The organism is Ruegeria lacuscaerulensis (assembly GCF_013033355.1).
GTDB classification, from domain to species: domain Bacteria; phylum Pseudomonadota; class Alphaproteobacteria; order Rhodobacterales; family Rhodobacteraceae; genus Ruegeria; species Ruegeria lacuscaerulensis_A.
In genome coordinates, this window is record NZ_WQDY01000001.1 from 504,273 (window position 1) to 518,812 (window position 14,540).

Here is a 14,540-nt window from a genome sequence, read left to right on the forward strand (position 1 = left end):
CGCTGCGTCAAAGGCCCTCGGCTTACTGAACTTGCGGGAAAGGGGGGCTTGGACTATGAGGGCGCAACAAAGTGGGAAATCTCTCGCTTCACAGTCTGGAAGGGTCGCTTATGGCGCGTCGCAAGAAAATCTACGAAGGCAAGGCCAAAATTCTGTATGAAGGTCCCGAAGCGGGTACGATCGTTCAGTACTTCAAGGACGACGCGACCGCATTCAATGCGGAAAAGAAGGACGTGATCGACGGTAAAGGCGTGCTGAACAACCGCCTGAGCGAGTATTTCATGAACGGCCTGAACCAGATCGGCGTGCCCACACATTTCATTCGCCGCCTGAATATGCGTGAGCAATTGGTGCGCAGCTGTGAAATCGTGCCGCTAGAAGTCATCGTGCGTAACTATGCTGCAGGGTCGATGTCCAAACGTTTGGGTATTGCCGAAGGTACTCAATTGCCGCGCCCCATCGTCGAGTACTGCTATAAGGATGACTCGCTGGGTGATCCGCTGGTGACCGAAGAACACATCGCTGCTTTTGGCTGGGCCAGCCAGCAGGATATGGACGATATTCTAAGCCTTGCGCTGCGCGTAAATGATTTCATGAGCGGCATTATGTTGGCCGTTGGCATTCGTCTGGTCGACTTCAAGATAGAGATCGGGCGTGTTTTCGAAGGCGATTATCAACGTTTGATCGTTGCAGATGAAATCAGCCCTGACAGCTGTCGCCTTTGGGATATCGAAAGTGGCCAAAAGCTGGATAAAGACGTGTTTCGGAGAGATTTGGGCAATCTTACAGATGCCTATTCCGAAGTTGCCCGTCGTTTGGGTGTTTTGCCAAAAAGCAATGTAACCAAGCCGACGCTGATCAACTGAATCTCTGCCCTCAGGGCAAGACGAAACGCCGCTTCGTAAAGCGGCGTTTTTTCTTTTTTTGGTGGCGTTTGACAGTGCCATGGATTGTCTCGCATTGTCTGCCGAGGCAATTCTAAGCAAGGCGTGAAATGGCTGAACTATTTGACCAGGCAGTTTTTCTGAAATTTCTTGCGGCTTTGCTCGCGATTTTCAACCCGTTGTACGGTATCCCGATTTTCCTGGGCATGACCGATGGCTACACGGCACCCGAGCGCAAACGGGTCGCGCTGATCGTGATTGCCACGGTTGTCGCTGTCGCATTGATTGCCGTTTTGATTGGAGAAGAAATCCTGGCCGTTTTCGGGATCGACATTCCGTCATTTCGTATTGCGGGCGGGTTGATCATCCTCGGGGTCGGCATGTCTATGCTGAATGCATCGGACCGGCCAAAGGGGGATCAGCAGGCCGTGCAAGATGGGGCGAAGAAAAGCAACATAGCCGTTGTGCCTTTGGCGATCCCCCTGACTATTGGCCCCGGTACAATCGCAACCACCATCGTGTTTGCGCATAGCCTACCAGACGGGGCCGAGATTGTAACATTGGGTTCAGCGGTCCTTATAGCCTGCGCAATTGTGGGGCTTGGTTTGTTGTTCGCCGATCCGATTTCGCGCGTTCTTGGGCCGACGATGATAAATGTGGTCACTCGGGTCATGGCTATTATTCTTGTCGCGGTTGCCGTTGAAATGGTGCTGACAGGGACATTCAACGCGATTGATGCCCATTACCCCGGGCTTTCAGGCAAGAGCTGACGCGGCCTGCGGCAAACTGCGTGCGGACAAGGGTTGTCGAATGGCAAAAGGCGCGCTATCCCCCGCGCAACGGAACGGGCCGTATCCGCTGGCCCTTAGCTGGAGTTGCAGGAATGAAAGCACGTGTGCATGTGATGCTCAAGAATGGGGTTCTCGACCCACAGGGCGAGGCCGTGCGCCACGCATTGGGTGCCATGGGCTTTGACCAGGTCGAAGGCGTACGTCAGGGCAAGGTGATTGACCTTGAATTGGCCGAAGGTGCAACCGAGGCAGACGTAACCGAGATGTGCGAAAAGCTGTTGGCCAATACGGTCATCGAACGCTACGAGATCGAACTGGTCTGACCCTTACCTCCGGAGGCCCCGCCATGCGCGCTGCAGTCATCGTATTCCCCGGTTCCAACTGTGACCGGGATTTGGCCGTCGCTTTTGAACAAGCCGGTTTTCAGGTCGACATGGTCTGGCACAAAGACGCGTCTCTGCCCGAGGGCGTCGATATCGTCGGAGTCCCCGGCGGTTTCTCGTACGGTGACTACCTGCGATGTGGCGCTATCGCGGCGCAATCGCCGATCTGCAAAGCTGTTGTGGAACACACTGAACGCGGTGGCTATGCGGTTGGTGTTTGTAACGGCTTCCAAATCCTGACCGAGACCGGCATCCTTCCAGGCGCTTTGCTGCGCAATGCCGGGCTCAAATATATCTGTCGGACTGTAGGCTTGAAGGTAGAAACCAGCGACAGTGCTTTCACCAACGCTTATAATGTCGGCGATGTCATCGGTATTCCGATTGCGCACCATGATGGAAACTATTTCGCCGATGACGCAACACTGTCCACACTTCGTGATCAAGACAGGATCGCGTTCACCTATACCGAGAATCCCAATGGGTCGGTTGGCGATATCGCGGGCATCTTGTCGGAAAACCGTCGCGTTCTTGGCATGATGCCACACCCCGAGCGCGCTGCAGACGAAGGTCACGGCGGCACAGACGGCACGGCATTGTTCCGCGCATTGTCGGGTGTTTTGGCGCTGGCGTGACTTGAGGTTGCACTCAAGCCCGCGTAGTTTCCGGGCATGAGCTCCGACACCCAATCTGGCTGGTCTTCGATTAAAAATCCATTCCGGGGCGCTCCTTTGGGGTGGCGCTTGCGGGTCGCGGTTTCGATCCTTCTGATTGCAACCGTTGGAACGATTTGGGTGACCAACCGTTTGCTGACGGACCGATTTACTGAATCGACCCGAAACAGAGCCGAAGTACGCCTTGCGCTGTATTCGGGAAACTTGCTGAGCGAACTGCGGCGGAACGCGATTGTTCCGCAACTACTGGCTCGTGATCCGACACTGATATCGGCGCTTCAGTCCAGCGACTATACCCTATCCACTCAGCGCCTTATCTCGTTTGTCGAGGAGATCGGCGCCGCATCGTTGATGTTGTTGGACAGCGACGGGCGGACCGTGGCTGCTACCGACAGGAACCGCCTAGGCGAAGCGCATCGAAACTCGCCTTACTATGTGGATGCTGTTCGTTCCAATGCCACGATTTTTTCGGTCATTAAGAATGAGGCGGGGGGATACAGTTTTGTCTATTCGCGCCGCATGGACTCTGGAGCAGATATTCTGGGCGTCATCGTCGTTGAAGTCGATCTGCAGAAATTCGAACGCGCTTGGGCGGGTATTTCTGATGCTGTGATGGTTGCAGATAGTACGGGTACGGTCATTCTGTCGACCGAACCGCGGTGGCGCGGATTGGAGGAAAGCACTGCCATTCAGCGGCAACCGCCCGAAAACGCCATTGAGCGGGCGATCCGCGCAACCGCTGATTGGACCGCGCTGCCGCCGGATGCTTATCTGCAGGGCGAAGCTGTTATGCGTATGGACTCCCGCATACCGTTCCGTGGTTGGACGATCACGTCTTTCACAACTTACTCGTCCATCCGGGAAAAGGTGAACAGTGTAATTGCGCTGGAAATCATGGGGTTTGCGATTCTTCTTGCCCTGGCTTTCTATGCTCTCAGCCGCCGGGCGACGTTCCGCATGGCGCTGTTTCAGCGCGAGTCGGCAGAGCTTCGCGCATTGAATGCACGCCTGCAGCGGGAAATCGCTGAGAGAGAACGGGTTGAAAAGACGCTGGAAGTTGCCGAACAGACGCTGGCGCAAAGCTCGAAACTGGCCGCGTTGGGCGAGATGTCGGCCGCTGTCAGTCACGAGCTCAATCAACCTCTGGCTGCAATGAAAACTTATCTGGCAGGCGCGCGCCTGCTGCTGCGCAGGAACCGCCCCGAAGAAGCGCTGGCCAGCTTTGGTCGTATCGATGGACTGATCGAGCGGATGGGTGCGATAACCCGTCAGCTCAAATCCTATGCTCGGAAGGGCGCGGATGCGTTTTCCCCTGTAAATCTTGGCGAAGCGCTGGCTTCGGCCTTGTCGATGATGGAGCCGCAATTGCGTCAGCGACACGTCAAGATCACCCAAATTCTGCCTGAAGAACCGGTGTTTGCACTGGGGGACCGAATGCGGATTGAGCAGGTAATGGTCAACCTCTTGCGTAATGCACTGGACGCCACCAAATCAGTATCTGAACCGGATGTAGAAATCATTCTTGCCGCAGGGGATATGGCGGTGCTGACGGTGCGGGACAATGGCCATGGAATCGAGGATATCGAAAACCTGTTCGAACCTTTCTATACCACCAAGCAGCCGGGCGATGGCGTCGGGCTGGGGCTTGCCATCTCTTCCGGGATCGTGAACGACCATGGGGGACGGCTGACTGCCCGCAACAGCCCCAACGGGGGCGCGGTGTTCGAGATGCAGCTGCCTATACTTGGAAGCGATGGCCTAGAGGCCGCGGAATAACGGGGAAAGACTATGGCACAGGCCATGAAAATCGCCATTGTGGACGACGAACAGGATATGCGGCAGTCAATCAGTCAATGGCTGGCACTGTCAGGATATGACACGGAAACATTTGCCAGCGCCGAAGATGCGCTCAAAGTTCTGGGGCCGGATTATCCAGGGATCGTTATTTCGGATATCAAGATGCCGGGAATGGACGGTATCCAGTTGCTGAAAAAACTCATGGGAGCGGACAGTACGCTGCCGGTGATCATGATTACCGGGCACGGGGATGTGCCGATGGCTGTGGAAGCTATGCGCGTGGGCGCGTTCGATTTTCTGGAAAAGCCCTTCAATCCAGACCGGATGTCGGAACTGGCTAAGCGTGCCAGTAACGCTCGGCGCCTAACCTTGGACAACCGGGCACTGCGGCGAGAGCTGTCGGATGGCACGCAGATCATGAGCAAGCTGATCGGGGCCAGCCCGGTCATGGAACGCCTGCGTGAGGATATTCTGGATCTGGGGCAGGCCGATGGTCATGTGCTGATCGACGGTGAGACCGGTACCGGCAAGACCTTGGTGGCGCACGCCCTGCATGCGGTGGGTAGCCGGGCCGGTAAGAAATTCGTTCTGATTTCTTGCGCGGCCCTGGAAGAAGAGGCGCTTTCCAAACGGTTGTTCGGCCCCATGATGCCCGAGGATGCACAACTGCCTGCCGTTGAAGAAGCGCGCGGCGGTACCTTGGTTCTGGAAGACGTTGAAGCGCTAAGCGATACGCTGCAAGCGCGCTTGCTGAGCGTGATGAATGATCAGGGTACGCCTGCCGAGACGCGGATTATCGCGATCTCGAACCTTCAGGAAGCCGGTAAGACCTCTGAAGATGTTCTGCGGCCGGACTTGTTCTATCGGCTCGCTGCGCTGCGTATCACCATGCCGCCGCTTCGCCAGCGTGGCGAAGATATCCTGACGTTGTTCACCCGCCTGAGCGAACAATTTGCCGAAGAATATGGCTGTGATGCGCCGCAAGTCAGCGCTCAAGAGGCCGCGCAGTTGTTGCAGGCGCCTTGGCCGGGGAATGTGCGACAACTGATCAACATCGCCGAGCGCGCAGTTTTGCAATCGCGTCGCGGCTCTGGAACGATTGCATCGTTACTGATGTCGGATCATGAAGAAATGCAACCCGTCATGACAACGGAAGGCAAGCCCCTGAAAGAATATGTTGAGGCGTTCGAACGGATGCTGATCGACAATACTATGCGCCGTCATAAAGGCTCGATCGCGTCTGTGATGGACGAGCTGTGTTTGCCGCGGCGAACGTTGAACGAGAAGATGGCCAAATACGGGCTGCAACGTTCGGACTACTTGTGACGGAAGAGAGGGGGGCCAGCCCCCTCTTGAGCCTTCAGCTCAATTCACCCCCGAGATATTTTTGGCCAGATGAAGCGATCCCTGTTGTCTGAAGTGCAGGGATTGCAGTTTGCCCATTGTCTTTTCCACAGGACTGCTTTTATTGTACCTGAACGGGCCGGGCCGTTTTTGGTGCCCAAAAGTCCCGAATCTTTGAGTTTCGCTGCAACGCCGCAGGTGGTGACCTAATCCCACACAGGCCGCGCAGACCGATTGTGCCCCGAACCGGGGCAGTTGAACGCCTGAGCCCGTGGATGCGGGCGAAAGGAATATAATGGGCAGACAGCGTCAAGGCGCGTCTGTCGGAGAAGAACCGCGATGACGCGCGCGCAACGATTGACTATACGGGCAGGGGGCCACAGCGCCGGACCCTGCCGCGCGCCGTCCGAAATCGCCCGTACAAGACACCTCCCCAAAAGTGCCTGTCCGCCTGGACGGGTCAGGACAACGCGTTTGGCGCGGTGCACCAAGGACACATGGCTAAGAAAATGCTTATCGATGCCACCCACACCGAGGAGACTCGGGTTGTGGTGGTCGATGGAAACAAGGTCGAGGAGTTCGATTTTGAGTCCGAAAACAAACGTCAGCTTGCTGGCAACATCTATCTAGCAAAAGTAACGCGGGTTGAGCCGTCTTTGCAGGCGGCTTTTGTGGATTACGGCGGAAACCGGCACGGTTTTCTGGCGTTTTCCGAAATTCATCCCGACTACTACCAAATCCCAGTTGCCGATCGTGAAGCGCTGATGGAGGAAGAACGCGCTTATGCCGAGGCCATGAGGGCTCGGGATGAGGCGGAAGAATCCAAGCCCAAGAAACGCCGTTCGCGGTCGCGGACCAAGGCTGCCGACGTCAAAACGGATGATGCAGTCGAGACGCTTGAGGTGTCTTCGGAACCCTCGGGTATGGAAACGATTGATCTGGATGAGGGCGACGAACAACCCGAGATGGCTGTGCCCGAAGGGACTTCCCCAGCGGATCACGTCGCGGACACTCCCGTTGAGGAACCGCTCGACGACGTGGAAGCACCAGATGCGGAAACTGTAGCAGCCGCAGACGAACCGGAAAGTGCCGACCCCACTGTAGAGGAAGAAGTTGCCTCGGATACGGAGGGTGAAGAGACCCAAACAGAGGACTTGGAAACATCCTCCACCGACGAGGCGGGTCAGGTTGATACTCAACCCGACGTCGACGCTGTTGCGTCGGAAGACGCGCCGTCGGATGCTGACACTGAGCAAGCTGAAAGCAAGGCTGACTCCGATGAGCCAGACGATACCGAAGCCCGTGCGGATGCTACCGCAAAAGACGACACGATCGAATCTGTTGCGGATGAGGATGACAGCGAAGACATTCGCCCTCCGCGCAAGCCGCGCCCGCGCCGGTACAAAATCCAAGAGGTGATCAAGGTCCGGCAGGTTTTGCTGGTTCAGGTCGTCAAAGAAGAGCGTGGCAACAAGGGCGCAGCGCTGACCACGTATCTCTCGTTGGCCGGTCGCTATTGCGTCTTGATGCCAAACACAGCGCGGGGTGGCGGTATCAGCCGCAAGATCACCAACGCGCCGGACCGCAAGAAACTGAAAGAGATCGCGGCAGATATCGACGTGCCGACAGGTGCCGGCCTGATCATTCGGACCGCTGGGGCCAAACGGACCAAATCCGAGATCAAACGTGACTACGAATACCTACAGCGTATGTGGGAGCAGATCCGCGAGTTGACGCTCAAATCCATAGCGCCGGCTAAGATCTATGAAGAGGGCGACCTGATCAAACGCTCGATCCGCGATTTGTACAATCGCGATATCGACGAGGTACTGGTCGAAGGCGAGGGCGGGTACCGCATCGCCAAGGACTTCATGAAGATGATCATGCCGTCCCATGCCAAGAACGTGAAACGGTATGAGGATGCTCTGCCGCTGTTTGCGCGCTATCAGGTGGAAAGCTATCTGGCCGGGATGTTCAACCCGACTGTGCAGTTGAAATCGGGTGGCTACATCGTAATCGGTGTAACCGAAGCGTTGGTCGCAATCGACGTGAACTCGGGTCGCGCGACCAAGGAAGGTTCGATCGAGGAAACCGCGCTCAAGACCAATCTCGAAGCTGCCGAAGAAGTGGCGCGCCAGTTGCGACTGCGCGACTTGGCCGGTCTGATTGTCATCGACTTTATCGATATGGACGAGCGCAAGAACAACTCGGCCGTCGAAAAGCGTCTAAAGGATAAGTTGAAAACGGATCGGGCGCGCATTCAGGTTGGTCGTATTTCCGGCTTCGGCCTGCTTGAGATGAGTCGACAGCGGTTGCGCCCGGGTATGCTGGAAGCAACGACGCAGCCTTGCCCATCCTGTCATGGAACCGGGCTGATCCGTTCGGACGACAACATGGCGTTGACCATTTTGCGTCAGATCGAAGAAGAAGGTACGCGGCGCCGCTCGCGCGAGGTTTTGGTGCGCTGCCCCGTCAGCATAGCGAATTTCCTGATGAACCAGAAACGTGAGCATATCGCCCAAATCGAGTCGCGCTATGGTCTTTCGGTTCGTGTGGAAGGGGATATCCATCTGGTCAGCCCCGATTTTTCGATGGAGAAGTTTAAGACTGCAAGTCGGATTGTGCCCGAAGCGACAGCGCCAGTCGTTTCCGTAGATGCATCGCTGATGGATCTTGTCGACGCAGATGAAGAGGAAAGGGTCGAAGACGAAACGCCTCAGACAGACGAAGAAGCCAAGCCCAAGCGCAAGCGCCGCCGCCGCCGCCGCAAGAAGGGCAATGGAAATGGCGAAACGGCCGAGGTGAGCGCGGATGACGTTGAGGCCGCAGAGGCGTCAACTGTAGAAGAAGTAGCACCGGTCGAAGTAGACGAAACCGAAGCTGCAGAGTCCGTTCCGGCGGAAAGCGGCGAGGAAGAGGCTAAGCCTAAACGCCGCCGTGCGCCACGTCGTAAAAAGAAGGAAACCACACCGGTTGATGCCGAAGGCGAGTCGGTTGAGACTGCTGAGGTGCAAACTGAAGTGGTCGAAGAAACCGTGAAGGAATCGGCTGCACCAGCGGAATCGAATGAAGTCGAACTCGCTGACGATATTGTTGCTGAAAGCACTGAGTCACCCGAGGCGGAGGCGGAAGAGCCTGTAGCAGCGGTCGCAGAGGAAAGCCAGGAACCGGAGGTGGCGCCGGAACCGGAACCAGTAGCAGAAGAGCCGGTACTTGAGGTCGTTGCCGAGGAACCCGCAGAACCTGCGAAGCCCAAGCGGCGCGGATGGTGGTCACTGGGACAATAAGCAAAAAGGCGGGCGAAAGAGCCCGCCTTTTTTGTAACATTCGCGGCTTAAACTTAGCCTTTTTTCTGGATCAGGTAGACTTGATGGCCTTCAGTTTCTTCTTGCGAAAGCAAGTGGTGACCGCTTTCGCTGCAGAAATGCGGGACGTCAATAATCGCAGCAGGATCGTCGGCCAGAACACGCAGAACTGCCCCGGAGGGCATTGATTTCAAACGTTTTCTAGCTTTCAGAACGGGCAGGGGACAAAGCAGGCCCAATGCGTCGAGAGTTTCAGTTGGGTTTGACATAGAGATGAAATATTTCCACTTTGACCGGGTGTCCAGCGTGCAACCACGAGGATGTGACTGAATGGCCTCGTGACGTTCGCCACATCATACCATATGTGCTGAATTATGTTTGGAATAGATATCATCGACGCGGGCCTGCTGCCCGCCATGTTCATCGCGATGCTGGGCGGACTGATTAGTTTCCTTTCGCCGTGTGTCTTGCCGATCGTGCCACCGTATCTTGCCTATATGAGCGGTGTGTCGATCAACGAAATGCAGGACCAGACTGCGGCGCGGCGCAAAGCGACGCTGACCGCATTGTTCTTTGTGCTGGGCTTGTCGACTGTCTTTCTGTTACTGGGCTTCACGGCCTCGGCCTTTGGCGCGTTTGTCCTGCAAAACCAAGTGCTTTTCGCGAAGCTTTCAGGTGCTGTGGTGATTGTGTTCGGTCTTCACTTTCTGAATGTCTTCCGCATCCCGTTCCTGGACCGTGAAGCGCGGATCGAAACCGGAGATTCGGGCGGTTCTGTTTTTGGAGCTTACATCCTCGGACTGGCTTTCGCTTTTGGATGGACGCCGTGTATCGGTCCTCAGCTTGGCGCGATCCTGTCCTTGGCGGCGTCTGAAGCCTCGGTGGCCCGTGGAACGTTGCTCTTGGGTGTTTACGCTGCGGGACTCGGCATACCGTTCTTGCTGGCTGCAATGTTCCTTAACCGCTCGATGACCGTTATGAACAAGATCAAGCCTCATATGGCGACAATCGAAAAAGTGATGGGTGGGTTGTTGCTGTTCGTTGGCATCATGTTGATCACCGGGTTGTTCACCGAGTTTAGCTGGTGGTTGCTGGAGGCTTTCCCGGCGCTGGCAAATTTTGGCTAAAGTACTGATCTGACTTACCTTGATGATAACGCTGCGCTAATCTGCGCAGCAGAAGGTAAGACTATGAACAGTCACGAAAACCAAGAGCAGGTCAAACGTCGCCGGGTGTTTTACATTCCCGGTTATGATCCTATACATCCTCGCAGATACCGCGAACTGTACCGTTCGGAAGGAGCGACGCAGTCCGCGTTGTCGGGATATCAGATATCGGTTTCAGCCGAAATGGGGGACGGTCCCTTTGGATGGCATGTCCATTCGGAACAAGACGGAACCAAGGTTGAGACACAGATTCAGGTGCTGGTCTGGTCGGATATTGTCAGGGACAGCATGTCCAACTCGGTTGTTGCGACTTATGTGCAACTGGTTAGAACCGCGTGGATTTACCTTGCGAGTGGGACGTTTGGACGACTGATGCGTTTACGCAAGGGGCCTGTAATCGCTGCACTTTATCCGTTTGCGATGCTTGTATTCCAGCTGGCCGCAGCACTGGCCATAGCCTGGGGCATCTGGAAAGGCGGCAGCCAGTTCTTTGACCTCTTTGCCATTGCCCCAGCCATTCTGACCTTCTGCCTGCTTTTGCGTTGGTTTCAAAAGATCGACAACAAGCTATTCGCTTATTATCTGATGCACGACTACGCTTATTCGGCGAGCTTAAAGGGTGAAACGCCCGCCGCTTTGCGTAAACGCATGACTGAATTCACCGAACTGATTAGGCAGGCGCTGGCTACCGACGTGGATGAAGTCTTGGTTGTTGGCCACAGTTCCGGCGCACATATCGGGGTCTCAGTTCTGGCTGATGTAATCAGGAGTGCGCCGGACACAGGCTTTAGACCAGCTCTATCTTTCCTATCCTTGGGTCAGGTCGTGCCAATGGTGTCGTTTCTCCCAAATGCCAAAGAGTTGCGGACAGATCTTCAATTTCTTTCCGTTCAGTACAATCTCACCTGGGTGGACGTATCGGCTCCGGGTGACGGATGTTCTTTTGCTCTTTGCGACCCTGTCGGCGTTTCCGGCGTCGCAACCGAAAGTAAAAAATGGCCCTTGGTCTTGTCGGCAGCATTCACGCAAACACTTTCGCCAGAGCGTTGGCAGGCTTTGCGATGGCGTTTCTTTCGTCTTCATTTTCAGTATTTGTGCGCCTTTGATCGCGTCGGGGCGTACGACTACTTCCGCATCACGGCCGGACCTCAGTCTTTGGCCCAGAGATTCCGTGGACGTAATTCGTCTAAGTCCCGTATCGATATCGCAGTCTCAAAGCACCGGACGGTGATGCTGTGATACCGCCAAAGCCGCCGTCACGCCCAAACCATGTTTCGCTGTGGCGGTACCTCAAGCTGTTTCGTCAAGATATCCTTTCCGCACAACCGCAACGCCTGTATCGCGCATGGATGGCCGAGTTTCGGACTCCGTTCTTTCGATCGTACATGATGAACCAGCCTGAACTTGTTGAAACTGTTTTGAAAAAACGAGCGGAAGGTTTTCCTAAATCTGAACGTATCAGCGAAGGCTTACGACCACTTTTAGGAGAGTCTGTTTTTTTAACCAATGGTGAAACGTGGAAACGACAACGCAGGATCATCGACCCGGCGTTTGAGGGGGGACGGCTTAAAGACACGTTCCCTGCGATGCTTCAGGCCGCGGAAGCAGCAGTGCGACGAATACGCCCTCTGGTCGGCGCCGACATCGAATGTGAAGAATTAACAAGCCATGCTGCCGCCGATGTTATCTTTCGAACCTTATTCTCAGTGCCGATCGAACATGAAGTCGCGGCGCAAGTCTTTCAGAAGTTCAGGGCTTACCAACGCCAGCAACCCTTGTTGAACCTGGCCGCATTTGTTCCGCTACCACGGTGGATGCCTCGGTTCCATTCTTCAAGAACTCGAGAAAACGCAAATGAAATAAGGGCTTTGATTGGGAAGCTGACGCAACAACGTGCTGAGTTAATTGCGCGAGGATGTGCGCCCAACGATCTGGCAACTAAAATCATGACGACTCCGGACCCTGAGACCGGGACATGTTTCGACACTAATGAGATGGTCGACCAAGTTGCGATTTTCTTTCTGGCAGGCCATGAAACAAGCGCCTCGGCTCTGGCTTGGGCGTTGTACCTGATGGCCTTATACCCAGAGTGGCAGGATAAGCTGGCTGCCGAAGCTCAGGCTGTAAATATCTCCGATATCTCGGAAATGTCGAAGCTAAAGCTGAGCAGAGATGTCTTTCGCGAGACGCTTCGACTTTATCCGCCTGTCCCCATGATGGTGCGCGAAACTACGTGCCCCCAACGCTTTCGCGACCGCGACGTTCCAAAAGGGGCTCAAATCGTTATCAGCCCGTGGCATCTTCACCGGCACGAACGGCTTTGGGATTATCCGGATGAGTTTGATCCGAACAGATGGGCCACGGAAAACGGCAAGCGTTGCCAGCGAGAAGCATTCATTCCGTTCTCAGCTGGTCCTCGTGTGTGCTCGGGCGCTGGATTTGCCATGATCGAGGGCCCATTGATCCTGTCCAAATTGCTGCAGCACTTCCGGTTCGAGTTAATCGAGGGCAAAACGCCGATTCCGGTGGCGCATCTGACTGTCCGGTCGAAAGACGGAATTTGGTTGCGCATCGTTGAGCGCTAACAAACTACCATCGTGATGCGCCATGCTGTATGCGGTTGAAAACAGCGGAATCATTTCGAACGGGAATATCATATGTCCAAATCAGAACAGCGCGAGCAAATGTCCAATGGAGCTGGCTTTATTGCAGCACTGGATCAAAGCGGCGGCTCGACTCCCAAAGCGCTGGCACTCTATGGGGTTGAGGCATCAGACTATTCCTCGGATGAGGAGATGTTTGGGGAAATTCAGAAGATGCGCGCCCGGATTATCCTGGCAGATGATTTCACCAATGAAAAAGTTATCGGAGCCATCCTGTTCGAACGGACTCTGGGTGAAGAAATTGATGGCCGAAAAGTCGCCGATTTCCTTTGGTCGGAAAAGCGCATCGTACCTTTTCTCAAGATCGACAAAGGGTTAGAGGACGAGGCGAATGGTGTTCAGATGATGAAGCCGATCCCTGGTCTGGCCGACACCCTTGCGAAGGCGTCGGGCGTGTTTGGAACCAAAGAACGCTCGGTTATTCATGAAGCCAATGCCGAGGGCATCGCAGCTGTAGTTGCGCAACAATTCGACATTGCGCGGGAAGTGATAGCGGCTGACATGGTTCCGATCATCGAGCCTGAGGTGAACATCAATTCGGCATCCAAAGCCGAGGCCGAAGACATTCTGAAGGCCGAGATCCTGAAAAACCTTGATCAATTGGACGAGGGACAGGATGTGATGCTGAAATTGACGATCCCCACCAATGCGAACCTGTATGACGCCGTTGCCGATCATCCACGCGTGATGCGTGTGGTTGCTTTGTCGGGCGGATATTCAACAGAACAAGCCTGCGATTTGTTGGGACAGAACGGTAAAATGATCGCATCTTTCTCGCGTGCTTTGACTGAGGGACTGTCGAAACAGCAATCGAATGATGAGTTCAACGCGGCTCTGGGTGGGAATATCGAGAAAATCTACCGCGCGTCGACTTAAACAGATCTACGTTGGCACAATGAAATCGCGGCGCATCTGCGCCGCTTTTGCGCGAATGACGCATCCATTTGCGTGATCATTTACAAGCCCCATCGCTTGCATGAACGCAAAAACAGTGGTTGGCCCAATGAATTTCCAACCTCTCTTTTTAAGATCCTTGGACATGGCCACAGACTCAGGCGAGGTTGACGCTGTCTGAGGTTCGGGTGGCATATCTGCCTCATACTGCCAGACATAAGCAGCAAGTGATCCGTACTCAGTGATCAGACATTGTGCGCATTGGGCGTTATTTATGACGGCTTGAATTTTGCCGCGATGTCGGACAATTCCTTCATCGTGCAAAAGACGTTCAATGTCTGCATCATCAAACGCCGCTACAGCGTTGATTTCGAATTGTTTAAACGCTCTCCGAAAGTTCTCGCGCTTGGATAGGATTGTCCGCCAGCTCAATCCGGATTGAAAACTCTCGAGACATAGCTTTTCGAACAAGCGTTGGTCATCCGCAACGGGATATCCCCATTCGTTGTCATGATAATCGAAAAACTCAGGCGCGGCCTGGCACCATTTGCAGCGAGGCTGACCGTCCGGTCCTTGTGTAGTCTGGCTCATGTATGTACCACTTTTGTTCCGGTCGAGCATACACAGCCCGGTAGTTTTAAA

The 14,540-nt window shown here is 55.0% G+C and carries 13 protein-coding genes; 11 read left to right on the forward strand and 2 right to left on the reverse strand.

Annotated features, from left to right (window positions below; all coding sequences use genetic code 11):
• The first annotated feature begins 110 nt into the window (after positions 1 to 110).
• The 7 genes from purC to GOW48_RS02470 all read left to right on the forward strand — a co-directional run bounded on the left by purC (position 111) and on the right by GOW48_RS02470 (position 9,157).
• Entirely contained in the window at positions 111 to 866 is a 756-nt protein-coding gene (gene purC, locus GOW48_RS02440) for a phosphoribosylaminoimidazolesuccinocarboxamide synthase (RefSeq protein ID WP_170751384.1), read from the forward strand.
• A 128-nt stretch (positions 867 to 994) separates the two neighbouring features.
• Positions 995 to 1,654 (forward strand): MarC family protein, encoded by a 660-nt coding sequence (locus tag GOW48_RS02445; protein WP_170751088.1) that lies wholly within the window; start codon positions 995 to 997, stop codon positions 1,652 to 1,654.
• Between the two features lie 113 nt (positions 1,655 to 1,767).
• Entirely contained in the window at positions 1,768 to 1,998 is a 231-nt protein-coding gene (purS, locus tag GOW48_RS02450) for a phosphoribosylformylglycinamidine synthase subunit PurS (protein ID WP_170374301.1), read from the forward strand.
• Between the two features lie 23 nt (positions 1,999 to 2,021).
• Positions 2,022 to 2,690, forward strand: a complete 669-nt coding sequence (purQ, locus tag GOW48_RS02455; RefSeq protein ID WP_170751090.1) for a phosphoribosylformylglycinamidine synthase subunit PurQ — start codon at positions 2,022 to 2,024, stop codon at positions 2,688 to 2,690.
• 36 nt (positions 2,691 to 2,726) lie between these two features.
• Entirely contained in the window at positions 2,727 to 4,505 is a 1,779-nt protein-coding gene (locus tag GOW48_RS02460) for a sensor histidine kinase (protein WP_170751092.1), read from the forward strand.
• 12 nt (positions 4,506 to 4,517) lie between these two features.
• Positions 4,518 to 5,852, forward strand: coding sequence for a sigma-54-dependent transcriptional regulator (locus tag GOW48_RS02465; RefSeq protein WP_170354101.1), 1,335 nt, complete (start codon positions 4,518 to 4,520; stop codon positions 5,850 to 5,852).
• Positions 5,853 to 6,367: 515 nt separating this feature from the next.
• A complete protein-coding gene (locus GOW48_RS02470) occupies positions 6,368 to 9,157 on the forward strand; it encodes an Rne/Rng family ribonuclease (RefSeq protein ID WP_170751094.1) in 2,790 nt (929 codons plus the stop codon).
• A gap of 53 nt (positions 9,158 to 9,210) precedes the next feature.
• Here the strand turns inward: GOW48_RS02470 and GOW48_RS02475 are convergent, their stop codons facing one another.
• Positions 9,211 to 9,444 carry a sulfurtransferase TusA family protein gene (locus GOW48_RS02475; protein ID WP_170751096.1) on the reverse strand — a complete coding sequence of 78 codons (234 nt, stop codon included), beginning with the start codon at positions 9,442 to 9,444 and terminating at the stop codon, positions 9,211 to 9,213.
• Between the two features lie 105 nt (positions 9,445 to 9,549).
• Between GOW48_RS02475 and GOW48_RS02480 the strand changes: the two genes are divergently transcribed.
• From GOW48_RS02480 to GOW48_RS02495, 4 genes are all read left to right on the forward strand, one after another.
• Positions 9,550 to 10,302 carry a cytochrome c biogenesis CcdA family protein gene (locus tag GOW48_RS02480; RefSeq protein WP_170354104.1) on the forward strand — a complete coding sequence of 251 codons (753 nt, stop codon included), beginning with the start codon at positions 9,550 to 9,552 and terminating at the stop codon, positions 10,300 to 10,302.
• Positions 10,303 to 10,365: 63 nt separating this feature from the next.
• Positions 10,366 to 11,580, forward strand: a complete 1,215-nt coding sequence (locus GOW48_RS02485; RefSeq protein ID WP_170751098.1) for a hypothetical protein — start codon at positions 10,366 to 10,368, stop codon at positions 11,578 to 11,580.
• Complete coding sequence (locus GOW48_RS02490) at positions 11,577 to 12,926, forward strand: cytochrome P450 (protein WP_170751100.1); 1,350 nt, start codon at positions 11,577 to 11,579, stop codon at positions 12,924 to 12,926. The genes GOW48_RS02485 and GOW48_RS02490 overlap by 4 nt, the downstream gene beginning before the upstream one ends.
• Before the next feature lie 72 nt (positions 12,927 to 12,998).
• Positions 12,999 to 13,880 (forward strand): fructose bisphosphate aldolase, encoded by an 882-nt coding sequence (locus GOW48_RS02495; protein WP_170751102.1) that lies wholly within the window; start codon positions 12,999 to 13,001, stop codon positions 13,878 to 13,880.
• A 6-nt stretch (positions 13,881 to 13,886) separates the two neighbouring features.
• On the opposite strand, the gene GOW48_RS02500 is transcribed toward GOW48_RS02495, so the two are convergent.
• Complete coding sequence (locus GOW48_RS02500) at positions 13,887 to 14,489, reverse strand: DNA-3-methyladenine glycosylase I (RefSeq protein WP_170751104.1); 603 nt, start codon at positions 14,487 to 14,489, stop codon at positions 13,887 to 13,889.
• Positions 14,490 to 14,540 lie beyond the last annotated feature (51 nt).

Bases quoted from the DNA above. Each gene is read 5' to 3' on its own strand.
- purC (WP_170751384.1), top strand. From the start codon at position 111: ATGGCGCGTCGCAAGAAAATCTACGAAGGCAAGGCCAAAATTCTGTAT.
- GOW48_RS02445 (WP_170751088.1), top strand. From the start codon at position 995: ATGGCTGAACTATTTGACCAGGCAGTTTTTCTGAAATTTCTTGCGGCT.
- purS (WP_170374301.1), top strand. From the start codon at position 1,768: ATGAAAGCACGTGTGCATGTGATGCTCAAGAATGGGGTTCTCGACCCA.
- purQ (WP_170751090.1), top strand. From the start codon at position 2,022: ATGCGCGCTGCAGTCATCGTATTCCCCGGTTCCAACTGTGACCGGGAT.
- GOW48_RS02460 (WP_170751092.1), top strand. From the start codon at position 2,727: ATGAGCTCCGACACCCAATCTGGCTGGTCTTCGATTAAAAATCCATTC.
- GOW48_RS02465 (WP_170354101.1), top strand. From the start codon at position 4,518: ATGGCACAGGCCATGAAAATCGCCATTGTGGACGACGAACAGGATATG.
- GOW48_RS02470 (WP_170751094.1), top strand. From the start codon at position 6,368: ATGGCTAAGAAAATGCTTATCGATGCCACCCACACCGAGGAGACTCGG.
- GOW48_RS02475 (WP_170751096.1), bottom strand. From the start codon at position 9,444: ATGTCAAACCCAACTGAAACTCTCGACGCATTGGGCCTGCTTTGTCCC.
- GOW48_RS02480 (WP_170354104.1), top strand. From the start codon at position 9,550: ATGTTTGGAATAGATATCATCGACGCGGGCCTGCTGCCCGCCATGTTC.
- GOW48_RS02485 (WP_170751098.1), top strand. From the start codon at position 10,366: ATGAACAGTCACGAAAACCAAGAGCAGGTCAAACGTCGCCGGGTGTTT.
- GOW48_RS02495 (WP_170751102.1), top strand. From the start codon at position 12,999: ATGTCCAAATCAGAACAGCGCGAGCAAATGTCCAATGGAGCTGGCTTT.
- GOW48_RS02500 (WP_170751104.1), bottom strand. From the start codon at position 14,489: ATGAGCCAGACTACACAAGGACCGGACGGTCAGCCTCGCTGCAAATGG.